The organism is Arthrobacter sp. zg-Y1110 (genome assembly GCF_025244865.1).
In the GTDB taxonomy this organism is placed as follows: domain Bacteria; phylum Actinomycetota; class Actinomycetes; order Actinomycetales; family Micrococcaceae; genus Arthrobacter_B.
On record NZ_CP104272.1, the window covers coordinates 1,607,685 to 1,625,091 of the forward strand.

19 protein-coding genes are annotated in these 17,407 nt (G+C 66.6%); 16 read left to right on the plus strand and 3 right to left on the minus strand.

Annotated elements, in window-relative coordinates; genetic code table 11:
* Positions 1–10: 10 nt before the first annotated feature.
* The 5 genes from N2K99_RS07495 to N2K99_RS07515 all read left to right on the plus strand — a co-directional run bounded on the left by N2K99_RS07495 (position 11) and on the right by N2K99_RS07515 (position 3,861).
* Positions 11–1,213, plus strand: coding sequence for an ROK family transcriptional regulator (locus N2K99_RS07495; protein WP_227933378.1), 1,203 nt, complete (start codon positions 11–13; stop codon positions 1,211–1,213).
* Between the two features lie 82 nt (positions 1,214–1,295).
* Entirely contained in the window at positions 1,296–1,559 is a 264-nt protein-coding gene (locus tag N2K99_RS07500) for a phosphoribosyl-ATP diphosphatase (RefSeq protein ID WP_227933379.1), read from the plus strand.
* 85 nt (positions 1,560–1,644) lie between these two features.
* Positions 1,645–2,487, plus strand: a complete 843-nt coding sequence (gene hisG, locus N2K99_RS07505) for an ATP phosphoribosyltransferase (protein ID WP_227922084.1) — start codon at positions 1,645–1,647, stop codon at positions 2,485–2,487.
* 17 nt (positions 2,488–2,504) lie between these two features.
* On the plus strand, positions 2,505–3,275 hold the full coding sequence (gene hisF, locus N2K99_RS07510; protein WP_227922083.1) for an imidazole glycerol phosphate synthase subunit HisF: 771 nt from the start codon (positions 2,505–2,507) through the stop codon (positions 3,273–3,275).
* 100 nt (positions 3,276–3,375) lie between these two features.
* Positions 3,376–3,861: an N-acetyltransferase gene (locus N2K99_RS07515; RefSeq protein WP_227933380.1), complete on the plus strand. Its 486-nt coding sequence runs from the start codon at positions 3,376–3,378 to the stop codon at positions 3,859–3,861.
* 33 nt (positions 3,862–3,894) lie between these two features.
* Here the strand turns inward: N2K99_RS07515 and N2K99_RS07520 are convergent, their stop codons facing one another.
* Complete coding sequence (locus tag N2K99_RS07520) at positions 3,895–4,389, minus strand: hypothetical protein (RefSeq protein ID WP_227933381.1); 495 nt, start codon at positions 4,387–4,389, stop codon at positions 3,895–3,897.
* 131 nt (positions 4,390–4,520) lie between these two features.
* Between N2K99_RS07520 and N2K99_RS07525 the strand changes: the two genes are divergently transcribed.
* The 3 genes from N2K99_RS07525 to N2K99_RS07535 all read left to right on the plus strand — a co-directional run bounded on the left by N2K99_RS07525 (position 4,521) and on the right by N2K99_RS07535 (position 8,104).
* Positions 4,521–5,732: an MFS transporter gene (locus N2K99_RS07525; RefSeq protein ID WP_227933382.1), complete on the plus strand. Its 1,212-nt coding sequence runs from the start codon at positions 4,521–4,523 to the stop codon at positions 5,730–5,732.
* Positions 5,733–5,798: 66 nt separating this feature from the next.
* Positions 5,799–6,839, plus strand: a complete 1,041-nt coding sequence (locus N2K99_RS07530; RefSeq protein WP_227933383.1) for an NAD(P)-dependent alcohol dehydrogenase — start codon at positions 5,799–5,801, stop codon at positions 6,837–6,839.
* Between the two features lie 245 nt (positions 6,840–7,084).
* Complete coding sequence (locus N2K99_RS07535) at positions 7,085–8,104, plus strand: DUF808 domain-containing protein (protein ID WP_227933384.1); 1,020 nt, start codon at positions 7,085–7,087, stop codon at positions 8,102–8,104.
* Positions 8,105–8,204: 100 nt separating this feature from the next.
* Here the strand turns inward: N2K99_RS07535 and N2K99_RS07540 are convergent, their stop codons facing one another.
* Positions 8,205–8,861 (minus strand): dihydrofolate reductase family protein, encoded by a 657-nt coding sequence (locus N2K99_RS07540; protein WP_227933385.1) that lies wholly within the window; start codon positions 8,859–8,861, stop codon positions 8,205–8,207.
* Between the two features lie 582 nt (positions 8,862–9,443).
* On the minus strand, positions 9,444–10,088 hold the full coding sequence (locus N2K99_RS07545; RefSeq protein ID WP_227922799.1) for a TIGR03085 family metal-binding protein: 645 nt from the start codon (positions 10,086–10,088) through the stop codon (positions 9,444–9,446).
* Between the two features lie 100 nt (positions 10,089–10,188).
* Between N2K99_RS07545 and hisI the strand changes: the two genes are divergently transcribed.
* The 8 genes from hisI to lgt all read left to right on the plus strand — a co-directional run bounded on the left by hisI (position 10,189) and on the right by lgt (position 17,365).
* On the plus strand, positions 10,189–10,575 hold the full coding sequence (gene hisI, locus N2K99_RS07550; protein WP_227933386.1) for a phosphoribosyl-AMP cyclohydrolase: 387 nt from the start codon (positions 10,189–10,191) through the stop codon (positions 10,573–10,575).
* A 43-nt stretch (positions 10,576–10,618) separates the two neighbouring features.
* Positions 10,619–12,205, plus strand: a complete 1,587-nt coding sequence (locus N2K99_RS07555; RefSeq protein ID WP_227933387.1) for an anthranilate synthase component I — start codon at positions 10,619–10,621, stop codon at positions 12,203–12,205.
* Positions 12,202–12,861: a Trp biosynthesis-associated membrane protein gene (locus tag N2K99_RS07560; RefSeq protein ID WP_227933388.1), complete on the plus strand. Its 660-nt coding sequence runs from the start codon at positions 12,202–12,204 to the stop codon at positions 12,859–12,861. Before N2K99_RS07555 ends, N2K99_RS07560 begins: the two co-directional genes overlap by 4 nt.
* Before the next feature lie 110 nt (positions 12,862–12,971).
* The gene (locus tag N2K99_RS07565; protein ID WP_227922063.1) at positions 12,972–13,265 is read left to right on the plus strand and encodes an HGxxPAAW family protein; all 294 of its coding nucleotides are present in this window, start codon (positions 12,972–12,974) and stop codon (positions 13,263–13,265) included.
* Positions 13,266–14,102 (plus strand): indole-3-glycerol phosphate synthase TrpC, encoded by an 837-nt coding sequence (gene trpC / locus N2K99_RS07570; RefSeq protein ID WP_227933389.1) that lies wholly within the window; start codon positions 13,266–13,268, stop codon positions 14,100–14,102.
* Positions 14,103–14,169: 67 nt separating this feature from the next.
* Positions 14,170–15,528 carry a tryptophan synthase subunit beta gene (gene trpB / locus N2K99_RS07575; RefSeq protein ID WP_227933390.1) on the plus strand — a complete coding sequence of 453 codons (1,359 nt, stop codon included), beginning with the start codon at positions 14,170–14,172 and terminating at the stop codon, positions 15,526–15,528.
* Between the two features lie 11 nt (positions 15,529–15,539).
* A complete protein-coding gene (gene trpA / locus N2K99_RS07580; protein WP_227922798.1) occupies positions 15,540–16,334 on the plus strand; it encodes a tryptophan synthase subunit alpha in 795 nt (264 codons plus the stop codon).
* A complete protein-coding gene (lgt, locus tag N2K99_RS07585) occupies positions 16,331–17,365 on the plus strand; it encodes a prolipoprotein diacylglyceryl transferase (protein WP_227922057.1) in 1,035 nt (344 codons plus the stop codon). Before trpA ends, lgt begins: the two co-directional genes overlap by 4 nt.
* The last annotated feature ends 42 nt before the right edge of the window (positions 17,366–17,407 follow it).

Below are 17,407 nucleotides of genomic sequence, written 5' to 3' on the forward strand. Positions count from 1 at the left end.
CCTTCCGCGGATGGGCGGGTTCAACCAAACAGTGGTCCTCGACGCGATCCGGCGCTCTCCCAATGGGCTCAGCCGGGTGGAGCTGGCGAATATTTCAGGGCTCTCCGCACAGACACTGTCCAATATTGCGCGCCGTCTGCTGGATGAGGGGCTCATTCTCGAGTCGGGAAAGATCCAGCTGGGTCCCGGCAAGCCGAGGACACTCCTCACACTCAATCCCTCGGCACGCTTCGCTATCGGTGTGCACCTTGACCCGGCTGTCATCACCACCGTGATCCTCGACCTGAGCGGGCGGGTGGTTTCCCATTCGACGCGGCGGACGCCGCAGCCGATGGATGCCAATGCCGTGATCAGCGTGATGGTGGAGGCGGTGTCGGACCTGCTCACGGAAACCGAAGTGGACGCACGGCGCGTGCTGGGCGTCGGCGTCGCCTCGCCCGGGCCAATAGATTCCGACCACGGTATTGTGGTCGATCCGCCGCACCTGCTCGGATGGGAACGGGTTCCGCTGCGGAAAGCGCTCAGCACGGCCACGGGCTTCCCTGTCGTCCTCGAAAAGGACGTAGCCGCTACGGCGATTGCAGAAATCTGGGGCAGTCACAGCGAGTCGCCGGAAAACTTCATCTTCGTGTACCTGGGCACCGGCATCGGCATGGGGCTTGTCTCCGGCGGTGCGGTGCTGAGGGGGACGAGCCAGAACGCGGGGGAGGTGGGGCACATCGTCGTCGACCCGGACGGGCCGGTGTGCTTCTGCGGTCTGCGGGGCTGTGTGGCCGTGACGTGCATGCCGCAGAACCTGGTTGAGGAAGCCGTCCGGGCCGGCGTCCATCGGGGGCCGGTCGACAAAACGGACCCTTCCGCCGTCGAGGAGGCTTTCCTGGAGCTCTGTGCGAAAGCGCGCCGGGGCGATTCCGGTGCCGGCGCGATCATCGACCGTTCAGCGACGCGCGTGGCCAAGGCCGTCTCGGTGTTGACCAATGCCCTGGATTTCGACCGCGTGGTCTTCGGCGGTCCGTACTGGCCGATGCTCTCCGAGACGTATCTTGCCTTGGTGCCGGCTGCCCTGCGGAAACTGACCGTAGCCCCGCACGCCTCGGACATCCGGGTAGAGGGGACGGCGTTCGGTACGGACGTGGGAGCCATCGGTGCTGCCTGCGCGGTCTTTGATAATGCTTTTTCACCGGACACCCGGAGTCTGCTGCTGCAGCACTGAGCGGGGATGCCAGATGCAACATGACGACCCACCACGCCCCACGATTCCGCCCCGCCCGGCGCCACAGCGTACCCTTGTCACTGTGAAAACCTTCGAAGACCTCTTTGCCGAGCTGAGCCAGAAAGTTCAGGACCGCCCCGCCGGGTCACGCACCGTGGCCGAATTCGAGTCGGGCGTGCACGGCATCGGTAAGAAGGTTGTTGAGGAGGCCGCCGAAGTGTGGATGGCCGCCGAATACGAATCCGATGCCGAATGCGCCGAAGAAATCTCCCAGCTGCTCTACCACCTCCAGATCCTGATGCTGGCCAAAGGCCTGACCCTGCAGGACGTTTACAAGCATCTCTAGCCGCGCGCTGACCTTGTCAGTGTGTGGCCCGCCGGTTGAACTACTCCCTAATTCAGCGAAAAAACTTCCAGCGAAAGATGCTCCCATGCTCCGTGTAGCCGTACCCAACAAGGGTGCCCTGTCCGAATCCGCCTCCGCCATGCTCAACGAGGCGGGCTACCGCCAGCGCCGCGACACCCGCGAACTGGTCATGGTGGACCCCGATAACGACGTCGAATTCTTCTTCCTCCGCCCCCGCGACATTGCCGTCTACGTCGGAGCCGGAACGCTCGACGTCGGCATCACCGGCCGCGACCTGTTCCTGGACGCGCAGGTGGACGCCGAAGAACTGATGAACCTCGGCTTCGGCGCCTCCACCTTCCGCTTCGCCGGCCCGGTGGGGGACTTCTCCTCCATTGACCAGCTCGAAGGCAAGCGCCTGGCCACCAGCTACGACGGCCTGCTGCGCTCCTACCTGTCCGAACGCGGCATCAACGCCTCCGTGGTCCGGCTCGACGGCGCCGTGGAATCCTCCGTGCGCCTCGGCGTCGCCGACGCGATTGCCGACGTCGTCGAAACCGGCACCACCCTCCGCGCCGCCGGCATGGAAATCTTCGGCGAACCGATCCTGAAGTCAGAGGCCGTGCTGATCGGCCGCAAGGGTGCCAGCCCCGCCGGCGTCGACGTGCTGATCCGCCGCCTCCGCGGCGTCCTGGTGGCACGCCAGTACGTGATGATGGACTACGACGTCCGCAAGGACCTCGTGGACGAGGCCGCCGCCCTGACCCCGGGCCTGGAATCACCCACCGTCTCCCCGCTGCAGAACAGCGACTGGGTGGCCGTGCGCTCCATGATCAAGAAATCCGACACCAACCGGATCATGGACGAGCTCTACGACATCGGCGCCCGCGCCATCCTGGTCAGCAGCATCCACGCCTGCCGGATCTAGGGAAGGGGACACACGCCATGAGTGTTGCCATCCGCGTTATCCCCTGCCTGGACGTCGACGCCGGACGGGTGGTCAAGGGGATCAACTTCGAAGGCCTGCGCGACGCCGGCGACCCGGTGGAGCTCGCGCACCGGTATGACCGTGCCGGCGCCGACGAACTGACCTTCCTCGACGTCACCGCCTCCTCCGGCAACCGCGACACCACGTTCGACGTCGTCGCCCGGACCGCCGAGGAGGTCTTCATTCCGCTGACCGTCGGCGGGGGCGTGCGCACCATCGCGGACGTGGACCGGCTGCTGCGCTACGGCGCGGACAAGGCCTCCATCAACACCGCCGCCGTCGCCCGTCCCGACGTGATTGACGAAATCACCCGGCACTTCGGCTCGCAGGTGCTGACGCTCTCCGTGGACGCCCGGCGCACGCACGACGGCGCCACGCCGTCGGGCTTCGAAGTCACCACCCACGGCGGGCGCACCGGGACCGGGATCGACGCCGTCGCCTGGGCGAAGGAGGCGGCCGACCGGGGCGTGGGGGAGATCCTGCTGAACTCCATCGACGCCGACGGCACCCGCGAGGGCTTCGACATCGAGATGATTCGGGCCGTCCGCGCCGCAGTCGACGTGCCGCTCATCGCCTCCGGCGGCGCCGGCAAGCCCGAGCACTTCCCGGCCGCCGTGATTGCCGGGGCCGACGCCGTCCTGGCCGCCTCGGTGTTCCACTTCGGCCCGGACGATGCGATCCACCAGGTCAAGCAGGCCATCCGCGACGCCGGGTTCGACGTCCGCTAGCAGCTGCCGGAAACCCCTCACGGTCGGCCCCGGCCGTGAGGGCGCGCGGGGCTGCTTCTCTTCTGCTGTGAGAGCGGATGAATGTGGCATGCTCACGTCCATGACTATGCCTACACGCCTGCGACCCGCCGAAGTAAGCGACCTGCCATTCATCCTCCGCCAGGAGCGCGAGTACATGGAGACCATCGAACCTGACGCACTCCTGGGGTGGCTGACAGTTCTCGACCAGAACCTCGAACTCTGGATCGATTGCCTTCCCAACACGCTCTTCTGCGTTGATGAAGACAGACACCCGCTCGGGTATGTGATGTGGAGCCTCGACGGTGACACCGCGACCCTGGTCTCGATCAGTGTCCTCGACGGCCGTCGTCGCCAAGGTCTCGGGCGGCTCCTTCTGGATGCGTTCGAGCAGAAGGCCAGCTCAGGCGGAGCCCGCGTTGTGGAACTCGGTGTTTACCGAACCAACCAGGCTCACCTGCTCTACCAGGCCGCGGGCTTTGAGGCCACGGGCCAGGACGGCGAATATGTGCTGTTCACCAAGAAGCTCAGCCCGGCCGACGAGGATAACCGGGTATTGCTGGGATGAGCGCGTAGGGACCGCAAGCAGCTCGAGCAGGAGTTAATCGCGGGCCTGGACGAGGTTGGCGAAGGGCAGCCGACCGTAGGACCGGACAAACTCCGCCTGGTACTTTGCGAGGGCCGGGTTGAGTGCGTCGGGCGGCAGTTCCTTCCACGCCACCAGAAGATCCTCTGCATCGAGCAGCTGCCAGATCAGCCGACCGTCCCAGTGCCCCGGCGGCTTTCCCCTGCCGAAGTCCACGAATTCGGAGATCTGCCGACGCAGACCGCGGTTGCCCTGGCTGCCGGCGCTGGCCTTGCCGAGAAACAGCACGTCGGCATCCGCCACCCACTCGGCGGCGAGCTCATCCCGGGACAGGGTTGGCTTCTTCTTTTTGAACACCCCGGCCGTGCTTTCCTTGCGGAACCGCGGTTCGAACCCCTCGGGCCGCAGCACGGCGAAAATGCCCTGACGTTGCGGGATCCGGTTGATGTCCAGACCGTCGATGGGCCGGAAACCGGTGAAGCCGTCATCCTTGAGTGATTTCTTGTTCAACGGGTTCGGGTTCCTAGCAGTGAAGTGGGGCGGGTGCCCATCAATGATATCCGGACGCCCCGGCTGTCGCACTCGGTAACCTTCGTGTTCACGGGCCACAATGGGTCCTGTTACTCCACGAAGGGATAAGCGTGCGCTCCACCGCCGGACCCGGCCTGCTTTTTGTGCTGGTCTGCGCCATGGGCGCCGGCCCGATGATGAACTACGGACTCTCCGCCACTAGCACTCTGATCATGGCGGACCTGCGGATCAGCGATGCACAGTTCGGACTTCTGGCCGCCACCTGTTTCGCCGGGGCAGCGGTGTCCTCCATGTGGCTGGGCCGGCTGAGCGACCGGATCAGCGCCCGCTCCCAGCTGCTGATCATGTTCGGCGGCACCGCCTTCGCCCTGGGCTTCGCCGCCTTGTCCGGTAACTATTTCTGGCTGCTGGCCGCCGTGCTGCTTTCCGGCCCCGCGCAGGCCATCTCCAACCCCACTACGAACCGGATCATCATCCACGCGGTCGAACCAGGTAAACGGCCCGGCTGGATGGGGATCAAGCAGTCCGGCGTGCAGGCCAGCCAGCTGTTCTCCAGTCTCTTCTTCCCGGCCGCCGCCCTGATCGCCGGATGGCGCGGGGCCGCCGTCGGCGCCGTCGTAGTCCTGCTCCTGCTGCTCGCGTACGCGTGGTACCGGTTGCCGCCCGAACCACGGCTCCCTGCACCGCGCGCCCCCGGGCAGCCCGCGGACCGGAAATTCCCCGCCGCGGTCTGGCTGCTGGCCGCGTTCGCACTGTTTTCCGGCGCCGGCATGCAGGCCACCAATGTCTACCTGCCCCTGTTCGCCCAGCGGGAGATCGGCTTTTCGCTGCTGATGGGCGGTGTCACGGCGGCGGTGGCCGGCGTCGTCGGCGTGACCTCCCGGGTGCTCTGGGGGCGGCGGATGGCCGACGGCGTCCGCGCCTCCACCCTGCTGCTGATCCTGGCTGCCGGTGCGGTCTGCGGTGCAGCCCTGCTCCTCGCTGCCGGACAGACCGGAGCGCCCGCGCTGCTGTGGTCCGGCGTCGTCTTCCACGGCGCTTCCGTGCTCGGCGTGAACGTGGTGGTGATGGCGGGCGTCCTGCGCGAGGTTCCCCGGGAGCGGGTGGGCGCGGCGTCCGGGGCCGTCTCGCTGGGCATGTACTCCGGTTTCGCGCTGGGCCCGCTGGCCATGGGCCTGCTGCTTCAATACTCCGGCGGCTTCCTCGCCGGATGGCTGTCCATTGGCGCGGCTTACCTGGTCTGCGGCGGCATCGGTCTGGCATACCGGCGGCTGGGCTCAAAGCGAGCCGGATCCGCCGTCGTCGGCACCCCGCGGAAATAAACGACGCCGGATCGGACTTGTGCTTTAAGTGCCCTATGGCACTGTTCCCCCACAGCTTGGAGAAATATGACAACCGCACGCGCCTACGCAGCCACCTCCGCCACCGATCCGCTGGTCCCCACCACGATCGAACGCCGCGAGGTCGGCCCGCATGACGTCCTCATCGACATCGCCTATGCCGGTGTCTGCCACTCGGACATCCACACCGTCCGCGGCGAATGGGGACCCATCGCGTACCCGCAGGTCGTCGGGCACGAAATCGTAGGCACCGTGGCCGAGGTCGGCACCGACGTCACCGCCCACAAGGTCGGCGACCGCGTAGGTGTGGGCTGCATGGTCAACTCCTGCGGTGAATGTGAAAACTGCCAGGCCGGCATGGAGAACTACTGCCTGAACGGCAATGTCGGTACGTACGCCAGCAAGGACCGCGACGGCACCATCACCCAGGGCGGCTACTCCACCTCCATCGTCGTGAATGACGGCTTCGTGCTCCGCGTTCCGGAAAGCATCCCGTACGAAGCAGCCGCTCCGCTGCTCTGCGCAGGCATCACCACCTACTCACCCCTCGCACACTGGAACGCCGGGCCGGGCAAGCGGGTCGCCGTCGTCGGCATGGGCGGACTCGGCCACATGGCCGTCAAGATCGCCGTCGCCATGGGTGCCGAGGTCACCGTGCTGTCCCAGACGCTGAGCAAGCAGGAAGACGGCCTTCGTTTCGGTGCCGAGCACTACTACGCCACCAGCGATGAGAGCACGTTCGAGAAGCTCGCGAACACGTTTGACCTGATCATCAACACGGTCAGCGCGCCGATCGATCTGCAGCAGTACTTGTCGCTGCTGCGCCTGGACGGCACCATGGTCAGCGTGGGTGCTCCGCCCGAGGCACTGCCCATCTCTGTCTTCACCCTGATGAGCAAGCGGCGCTCCTACGCCGCCTCGAACATCGGCGGCATCAGCGAAACCCAGGAAATGCTGGACTTCTGCGCCGAGCACAACATTGCCCCCGAGATCGAGCTGATCAAGGCCGAGGACATCAACACCGCCTACGAGCGTGTGCTGAAGTCCGACGTCCGCTACCGGTTCGTCATTGACGCGGCGACTATCTAATCCGTTAGTTGACAGCAGAGGCGCCCCTCCGTTTGGCGGGGCGTTTCTGCGTTAAGGTGTAGCCAGGTTTGGTGCGGGCAACGGGGGATGTAAGGGCAAGGTGGGTACCGGAGGAAACACCATCCGTGTAAAGCCGGCGTCAACCGCCGTAGTCACTGCCCGCCTATAATTGGGCACATGCCAATTCTGCGTCTCGAGGGCGCCATCTACGAACACCTGCCCGTCCCGCATCATGGAGCCGGACTGTGAGCGGGGGACTCGTTGCCCTGCTGGATGACGTTGCCGCGCTTGCACGCATAGCCGCGGCTTCCGTGGATGACATTGCTGCCGGAGCCGCGAAGGCGGGAGCCAAGGCTGCCGGCGTCGTCATTGACGATGCCGCCGTGACCCCCCAGTACGTATCCGGTGCCGACCCGTCCCGTGAACTCCCGATGATCAAGAAGATCTTCTGGGGGTCGCTCCGGAACAAGCTGCTGATCATCCTGCCGGCACTGCTGCTGATCAGCGCCTTCATTCCGGGAGTGATCCCGTTCATTCTCATGCTGGGCGGCACGTACCTCTGCTACGAGGGTGCAGAGAAGGTCTGGCACAAGTTCTTCGGCCACCACGAGGACAAGGAGGCGCCGGCGGTAGAGCGGGGGCCCGGCGCCGAGTCCAAGGTGGTCAAGGGAGCCATTACCACCGACTTCATCCTGTCCTGCGAGATCATGGTCATCTCCATGAACGAGGTGGGCGATGCGTCCATCTGGGCCCGCGCTGCCATCCTCGTGGTTGTGGCCATTGCGATCACCATCCTCGTGTACGGGGCCGTGGGGCTGATCGTCAAAATGGACGACATCGGCCTGCATCTCGCCAAGAAGGAATCGGCAGGCTCTCAGCGCCTCGGCGGACTCCTGGTGAAGGGCATGCCCGCCGTGCTGGCAGTCATCACCTTGGTCGGAACCGTCGCCATGCTGTGGGTAGGCGGGCACATTATGCTCGTCGGTGCCTCCGACCTCGGCTGGCACGCACCGTACGACCTGGTCCACGCCCTTGAACATCCGGTGGCCGGCCTTGCGGTTGTGGGCGGCATCCTGGGCTGGCTCGTGAACACGCTCTGTTCGGCCATCGTCGGACTGGCCTGGGGCCTGGTTGTCATGGCGATTCTGCACCCGCTGAAAAAGGTCCTGCCCTTCGGCAAGAAGGACGGACATGAGGACGGTGAGGCCAGGGCGGCAGCAGCCGGGCACAGTTCGGGGAAACCCGACGTCGACCCCGCCGGCTAACCTGGACTCCTGTCTCAGGGGCGGCCTCCTTTTGCTAAGGGGGCCGCCCCTTTTTGCGTGCGTGCGGGTTCTCTACAATCCAGTTGCAGACCAGGCGGCGTCAGGACCGCTCTCCACGCCGGAACGTGACATGCGTGGTGCCGCTCGGTGCTGACTCCGAGATGACCTGGCAGTCCGCCTCCAGGCCGCGCAGGTCATCCCAGAGCCGCACGCCGCGTCCCAGGATGATCGGCGCAATGCCGACGTGGAGGTCATCGACGAGGCCTGCCCGAAGGAAATCGCGCAAGGTCGACGCGCCCCCGCCGACCCGTACATCTCCGCCGCCGGCGGCCGCGGCGGCAGTATCCAGCGCCTCCTCGGGTGTTGCCGTGAGGAACTGGAAAGTGGTGCCTCCCGCCATCTCGAGCGGCTGCCGCGGCTCATGCGTCAGCACATAGACGGGCACATGGAAGGGCGGGTCCTCGCCCCACCACCCGCGCCAGTCCGGGTCATCAGGGTTCGCATGCAGCCCGAACATGCCTGCGCCCATGATCTCCGCACCGATGTCCTCGAAGTAGCGCTCGGCATAGCGGTCGTCGACGCCGGTGGTTCCCTCGCCGCTTTCGTCGTGCAGCACCCGCTGACGGAAGGTGCGGGTGGCGGCGTACGCGGCGGTGAGGCGCCCCCAGTCGTCGCCGAACGGGTTCTCCGGAGTCTGGTCCGTTGTTGTGGCGAAACCGTCGAGCGAGATATTCAGGTCAACGCGTACACGGCTCATGCGTATCTCCTAGTGGTGGTCGGCGAGAGAACCAGCGTGTCTGGGCCAGAGAATGCGCGGCGTCTCACGGCGCAGGCGCAGCACCGTTCGGCGCTGAAGTTTGGCATGGACACACGCCCAAGATCCAGAGAGGGCAGGCCGACTGTCAATACAGGTGCCCCAAATATCATGGCCCCGGCCGGAGGTTCTCCGTGACAAGCCGCTAGGCAGCGATGCCCTTCCCCGGTGCGTCTTCACCGTTGGTTGTACAGATAACGGGCTGATCCGGGTGTCTTCGCCGTTGGTTGTACAGATGACGGGCTTATCGGCGCGGAATGGGCCCCTTATCTGTACAACGAACTCTTAACCACAGGCGCTGGACCTGCCGCCAGCGGATTCGGGCACCCACCGGGTGTACAGGCTCGTTCGACGTTGATAGTGCAGTAGATGCTGCTTGGCCGGCTGGCGGGCAGCACCTACTGCACTATGAACCGGCAGAAATCCCGCGGAGAGCGCCGCGAACGGGATAACTGGAAAGCAACCAGCGCCGGAAAGCAGGAAGGGCGCACCGCAAACGCGGAACGCCCTTCCAACAACTAAAACCTAAAGCCCGATTTCCGCGCTCTCCAGCAGCGCGACGGCGTCGGGCTGGCCCTCGTACATCACCAGGGCATGCCCGGTGCGGCCGTGGGCGTGCAGCAGCAGCTCGCAGGGTTCGCCGACAATCGCCACCGAAACCGGAGCGCGCTTGGCCACATGCCGGGGGCCGTCCGGACGGACCAGCACAATGCCCAGGTCCACGCCGCGGTACAGGATGGCCGCGCGCTTGATCAGTTCGGCCCAGAGGGCGTCCGAATAGTCCGAGTCCAGGGCACGCGGCGCCCAGCGGTCGGAGGCACGCCGAATGTCCTCGGTGTGCACAAAGTACTCGCTGAGGTTGGCGCTGTTGTCCACGGATTTCAGGTGCATGGGGGAGAGGCGGGGCGGGCCGGCACGAAAGGCACGGACCAGTTTGGCGTAACTCTCAGTGGTGGACGCCTTCTGCGCGGTTTCCTCCAGCGCCTTGTCCGCGCGCGCGGCAAGGGGCTTGATGAACGTGCCCAGGGCAGCACTCATCCGGTGCTCGCGCAGATAGAGGTGAGCTGCGAGCTCCTTGGTCTGCCACCCCTCGCAAAGCGTGGGTGCATTGGGCCCGGCTGCAAGCAGCGTCTCGGCCAGGACTTCACGGGACGGATCAACAAAATGCATCACTGCTGAAACTAGCATGGAACCCGGTCTTTCGCCGGGGCTGCAGCCCCAAAAGAACGTGTTGGCGGCGTTTTTCCGCCGGGCAGTAGAATCGGTAGCGATGCTTCCCACACCTTCCCCCCAGAATCCGCCGGCTTCCCTCGATCCCGAGCTCAGCGCGTCATTGAAGCGCGACGACGCCGGGCTGGTGGCCGCCGTCATCCAGCAGTACGACACGAACCAGGTCCTGATGCTCGGCTGGATGGATGACGAGGCCCTGCACCGCACCCTCACCACGGGCCGGGTGACGTTCTGGTCCCGCTCCCGGCAGGAATACTGGCGCAAGGGGGACACCTCCGGACACGTGCAGTGGGTGAAGTCCGTAGCCGTTGACTGCGACGGCGACGCCCTGCTGGTCCGCGTGGACCAGGTGGGGGCGGCCTGCCACACCGGCACCCGCACCTGCTTCGACGGCCGTGAGCTGCCCGCCGTCGTCGGCGCCGCATAGACCCGCTCCACCCATCTCTTAGGGAAGAAGTAGGAACACCACCATGCAGGATCTAGGAGCCATCCGCCCCACCCTGGAGGAATTCCGGGCCCTGGCCGCCGACCGCCGGGTAATTCCCGTGCGCCTGACGGTCCTGGCGGACGCACACACCCCCATCGGCATCTACCGCAAGCTCACCAACGGCGAGGCCGGCACCTTCCTGATGGAATCGGCCGCGTCCGGCGGCGTCTGGTCCCGGTACTCCTTCATTGGCGCCCGGTCCCGCGCCACCCTGACCACGCTGGACGGCAAGGCGCACTGGCTCGGCGAACCGCCCGCCGGCGTCCCCGTGGACGGCAGCCCGGTCGAGGCCCTGGCCCGCACCGTGGAGCTGCTGGCCACCGACCGTTTCGACGAGCTGCCTCCGTTCACCTCCGGCATGGTCGGCTTTGTCGGCTGGGAAACCGTCCGGCACTGGGAGAAACTGCCCAACCCGCCGGCCGATGACCTGGACCTGCCCGAGATCGCGATGAACCTGGTCTCGGACATGGCCATCCACGACAACAGCGACGGCACCGTCACGCTGGTGGCCAACGCCATCAACTTCGACGGCTCCGACGAACGCGTGGACGAAGCATGGCACGACGCCGTGGCCCGCGTCCGCACGATGCTCGGCCGGCTCGCCGCACCCACCCCGCAGGCCGTGTCCGTGCTGGCGCCGGGAACCGCCGTCGACGTCGCCGCCAACGTGAAGGAAAGCTGGCCCAAGCCCGAATACACCCGGGCGGTGGAGCGCGGCAAGCAGGCCATCGTGGACGGCGAGGTCTTCCAGGTGGTCATCTCACGCCGCTTCGAGGCCGAATGCCGGGCCGAGGCGCTGGACGTCTACCGGGTGCTGCGCACCACCAACCCCAGCCCGTATATGTACCTGTTCAATTTCGAGGACGCGCACGGCAACCCGTTCAACGTGGTGGGCTCCTCCCCGGAAGCGCTCGTCACCGTGACCGGCCGGGATGTCATCACGCACCCGATTGCCGGCTCCCGGCCCCGCGGCAAGACCTCCGAACTGGACCGGGCGCTGGCCGAGGAACTGCTGGAAGACGAGAAGGAACGGGCCGAACACCTGATGCTGGTGGACCTGGCCCGGAACGACCTGTCCAAGGTCTGCCGCCCCGGCAGCATCGACGTCACCCAGTTCATGGAGGTGGAGCGGTTCAGCCACATCATGCACCTGGTCTCCACCGTCGTCGGCCGGCTCGCAGACACGTCCACCGCCTATGACGTGCTCGCCGCGACGTTCCCGGCCGGAACGCTGTCCGGCGCGCCCAAACCCCGCGCCCTCCGCCTGCTGGACGAAGTGGAACCGCACCGCCGCGGCATATACGGCGGCGTCGTGGGCTACCTCGACTTCGCCGGAGATATGGACATGGCCATCGCCATCCGCTCCGCATTGCTGCGCGACGGCAAGGCATACGTCCAGGCCGGCGGCGGCATCGTCAACGACTCGGACCTCGAAGCCGAAGCGCTGGAAACCGTCAACAAGGCGGCCGCGCCACTGCGGGCCGCCCTCCTCGCCGGATCGCTGGAGACCGTCCCGGCACCTCCCGCCGAAACCGACGCCGGCACCATCGCACAGGAAGCAGACAAGTGAGCACCACCACCCCCCGCTGGCAGCGCAAGGGCATCGTCATCATGGCGACCGTCCTGCTGGCGGCACTGGCCTTCGGCACAACCACCCGCACCTGGCTGAACGTCACCCTGCCCGCCGCGAACGTCGTCACGCCCGACGTCGCCGTCTCGGGCAGCGATGCCGCCACCGCCGTCACCGCGTTTGCCGTGGTGGGAGTGGCCGCCGCCCTGGCCGCAGGAATCGCCGGGCGGATTGCCCGCTGGATCATCGGCGTCATCATCGTGGTTTCCGGCGTGGGAGTGGCCGCAGCGAGCTCCCGGATCATCGCCGACCCCCTGCAGGGGGCGGCCGGAGCCATCGGCAAGGCCATCGGCGTCAGCTCCGCCGAGGGCACGCAGGTGGAACTGACACCCATGCCCTACGCCGCACTGGTCATCGGCATCCTCATTGCCCTCGCGGGTATCTGGCTCGCCCTCGCGGGCCGGCACTGGACGACGTCGCGCCGTTACGCCCCCACGGCGGAGCCGGACGGCGCGGCCACCGATGCCGATGCAGCCGGCACCGGCACCAGCCCGGATGTACGCAACCAAAAGGACGCCGGGGCAGGCCCGCCCGTCGATGAAATCGACAGCTGGGACCGGCTCACGCGGGGCGAGGACCCGACCGACCCCAAGTAGGTTTCCCCCCACAGCCACCAGATTGCGCCGAACACCGGCGCAATATGTGAAAGGGTTTCCTCCCAGTAATGGCAGAATGGAAACCAGATTCGTTAACGAGGAGATTCATCATGAGCACAAGCAGCACCGAACAGCACCTGGGAGCCGGCCAGGAAAACGAGGGCGAAAGCCACGCCAGCATCCACGATGAAACCATCGGGCACGGCAACACCCCCGCAGCCTGGACCTGCGTGCTGATTATGATCATCGGCGCCGCTGTGTCCTCCGTTGCCTACATCATGGCCAGCTTCGTCGGCTTCTTCGCCGGCATCGCCGTGATGCTGATCGGCCTGCTGGTCGGCTTCATCATGCGCAAGGCAGGCTACGGCGTCAACGGATCGAAGCTGAAGAACAGCAGCCACTGAGTGAGCGTTCTCGATGACATCATTGCCGGCGTTCGGGAAGACCTTTCCGAACGCCGGCAAAGTGTCTCGTTTGAACAGGTCCGCGCGCAGGCGCTGCAGGCAACGGCACCGCTGGACGCCTACGCAGCACTGGGCGGCAACGCTCAGCCGCGGACCGAACTGCGGGTCATCGCCGAGGTCAAGCGCAGCAGCCCCTCCAAGGGCGAGCTCGCCGACATCGCCGACCCCGCTTCCCTCGCCGCAGCCTATGAGCGCGGCGGAGCGGCCGTCATCAGCGTCCTCACCGAACAGCGCCGGTTCCGCGGATCCCTGGCGGACCTGGATGCGGTGCGCGCCGCCGTCGGCATCCCCGTGCTGCGCAAGGACTTCACCGTCGACGAGTACCAGATCTGGGAAGCCCGTGCCCACGGTGCGGACCTGATCCTGCTCATCGTCGCGGCGCTGGAGGACGAGCAGCTGCGCCGCTTCCTGGACCTCACGCACGAGCTGGGCATGAATGCCCTCGTCGAGACCCACACCGCCGAAGAAGTGGACCGGGCCCTGGCCCTGGGTGCACGGATCATCGGCATCAATGTGCGCAACCTGAAAACCCTCGACGTAGACCGTTCGGTGTTCGCCTCCCTGGCCGGCGGCATTCCCGCCGGTCCCGTGGTGATTGCCGAATCCGGCGTCCGTGACGCTGCCGACGTCGAGCACTACGCGTCCAACGGAGCCAACGCCGTGCTGGTGGGCGAGGCCCTCGTGAAGCACGCATCCCCGGCCGAAACCATCGGCGAGTTCACCGCCGTCGGCGCCAAGGCGATTGCCGCCCGCGCCCGGCACCACGGTGAAAGCTGACCCATAGCACCAACTCCTTGTCCGGGCAGGAACGGCCCGGGCTCAAGCAGGACAGGACACAAAGCTCATGATCGGGAAGTCGGAACAGGCACAGGCAGCCGGAGCTGCCGCAGAAACCGGAACCGGAAGCGTTACGGAGGCCTTCCTGAACGGGGGAGTCTCGTCCCTGCGGCACGCGCCCGGTCCGTACTTCGGCGAGTACGGCGGCCGTTGGATGCCCGAGTCCCTGATCGCTGCCCTGGATGAGCTGGAAGACACCTTCGAGAAGGCCAAGGCCGATCCCGAGTTCACCGCCCAGGTGGCTGACCTGAATAAGAATTACTCCGGCCGCCCGTCGCTGCTCACCGAGGCCAAACGCTTCTCGGAGCACGCCGGCGGAGTGCGGATCTTCCTCAAGCGCGAAGACCTCAACCACACCGGATCCCACAAGATCAACAACGTCCTGGGCCAGGCCCTGCTCGCCAAGCGGATGGGCAAGACCCGCGTCATTGCCGAAACCGGCGCCGGCCAGCACGGCGTGGCCAGCGCCACCGCAGCAGCACTGCTCGGACTGGAGTGCGTGGTCTACATGGGCGCCGAGGACTGCCGCCGCCAGGCACTGAACGTGGCCCGGATGGAGCTGCTCGGTGCGAAGGTCATCCCGGTGACCAACGGCTCCCAGACCCTCAAGGACGCCATCAACGAGGCACTGCGGGACTGGGTCGCCAACGTTGACAGCACCCATTACCTGCTGGGCACCGCGGCGGGGGCGCACCCCTTCCCGGCCATGGTCCGCTACTTCCACGAAGTCATCGGCGAAGAGGCCCGCGCCCAGATGCTGGAGCAGGCCGGCCGGCTGCCGGACGCGGTGTGTGCCTGCATCGGCGGCGGTTCCAACGCCATCGGCATCTTCCACGGCTTCCTGGACGATCCCGAGGTGAAGATCTACGGCTTCGAGGCCGGCGGCGACGGCGTCGAAACCGGCCGACACGCCGCCACCATCACCCTGGGCCGGCCCGGCGTGCTGCACGGCGCCCGCTCCTACCTCATGCAGGACGACGACGGCCAGACCGTCGAATCGCACTCCATCTCCGCCGGCCTGGACTACCCGGGCGTCGGACCCGAACACGCCCACCTGGCCGACATCGGGCGGGTCAGCTACGAGCCGATCACCGATGCCGAAGCCATGGACGCCTTCCAGCTGCTCTGCCGCACCGAGGGCATCATCCCCGCCATCGAGTCCGCGCACGCCCTGGCCGGCGCCATCAAGGTGGGCCGGCGGCTCGCTGAGGAGGCCGGCTCCGACGGAAATGTTTCCGGGAAGATTGTCCTGGTAAACCTTTCCGGGCGCGGGGACAAGGACGTGGCCACCGCCGCCGAATGGTTCAACCTGCTGGACGAGCGCTCAGCCGAAGCCGAAATCGGCAAAGAAGGGGAACAGCTTTGAGCACCGAGGTAATGCAGAGCAAGTCCGCGGCCGCGATTGACCGGGCCGCCGCCGAGGGGCGTGCCGCGCTGATCGGCTACCTGCCCGCCGGCTTCCCCACCGTGGAAGCCACCATCGCCGCAGGCATCGCCCTGGCGGAAAACGGTGCGGACCTGATCGAAATCGGCATCCCGTATTCCGACCCGGTGATGGACGGCCACGTCATCCAGGCCGCAACCACCCAGGCGCTGGCGGACGGCTTCCGCGTGGCGCAGGTGTTCGACGTCGTTGCCGGCATCACCGCAGCCACCGACGCCGCCGTCCTGGTGATGACCTATTGGAACCCGGTCGTCCGGATGGGCGTGGATGAGTTCTCCCGCCGCCTGGCCGAAGCCGGGGGAGCAGGGCTGATCACCCCGGACCTCGTCCCGGATGAAGCCTCCGAATGGCTCGAAGCCTCCGACAAGTACGGCCTCGACCGGGTGTTCCTGGTTGCCCCGTCCTCCACGGAAGCCCGGATGAAGAGCACCGTGGCCGCCAGCCGCGGCTTCGTCTACGCCGTCTCGATCATGGGCGTCACCGGTGCCCGGGACAGCGTCAGCGACGCCGCCCAGAGCGTGGTCAGCGCCGCCCGCGCCGCCGGCGCCCAGCGCGTCTGCGTGGGCCTGGGGGTCTCCCGCGCCGAACACGTGCGCGAAATCGGCGCCTACGCCGACGGCGTCATCGTAGGCACGGCCCTGGTGGCCGCCCTGCGCGACGGCGGCACCGACGCCGTCGCCACCCTTACCCGTGACCTCAGCACCGGAGCCCCGAAGGCCAGCAAATGAACCCGATGTCCGTGTACGCCAGCATCCCCAGCCCGCCTGCCGATTTCAGCAGCTTCTCGCTGGGACCGCTGACCATCCACGCGTACGCGCTGTGCATCCTGGCCGGCATCATCCTGGCCCTGTGGATGACGTCCGTGCGCTGGAAACGGCGCGGACTGCCGGAAGACGCCGTCTGGGACATCTCCATCTGGGCCATCCCGTTCGGCATCATCGGCGGACGGCTGTACCACGTGTTCTCCTCACCGGACGCGTACTTCGGTCCGGACGGCGACCTGTCCCTCATTCCGCAGATCTGGCTGGGCGGACTGGGCATCTGGGGTGCGGTGGCCCTCGGCGCCGTCGGCGCCTGGATCGGCTGCCGCCGTGCGGGCATCAAGCTCTCCACGTTCGCCGACGTCGGCGCCCCCGGCCTGCTGCTGGCCCAGGCCGTGGGCCGCTGGGGCAACTGGTTCAACCAGGAACTCTTCGGCTCCGAAACGGACGCGCCCTGGGGCCTCGAGATCGACGCCGACAACGCCAACTTCCCCGACGGCGCCGCACCCGGCACCACGTTCCACCCCACGTTCCTCTACGAGTCCCTCTGGAACCTGGCCGGCGTCGCCCTGCTCCTGCTGCTTGACCGCCGCTTCCGGCTCCGCGGCGGCCGCCTGTTCTGGATCTACGCCGCCTTCTACACCGCCGGACGGCTCTGGATCGAGCTCCTGCGCATTGACGATGCCGAAATGATTACGCTGCTCGGCGTCACACAACGCCTCAATGTGTGGACCAGCCTGCTGATCCTGATTGCCTCCATCGCAATGTTCATTTACCTGACTTTCAAGGCCCGCAAGGGCGGGGAGGGCTCGCTTTACCTGCCGGGCCACGAACCCGCACCTCAGGGCGGTATTACCGCCGCAGATAACAAGAACGAAACAGAAGCCGGGAATGCGGAATCGGCATCAACCGAACGCCCCGTGCGTGCTAATCTCGCAGAGACAAAAACCGAGGAGTCCCTTCCTCACCGGTCCAAGGACAACGGACCTTCTGCCTGACCCTTCGGGTTACCCTCGAAGGCGCTGCAGGCGGAGCCACAT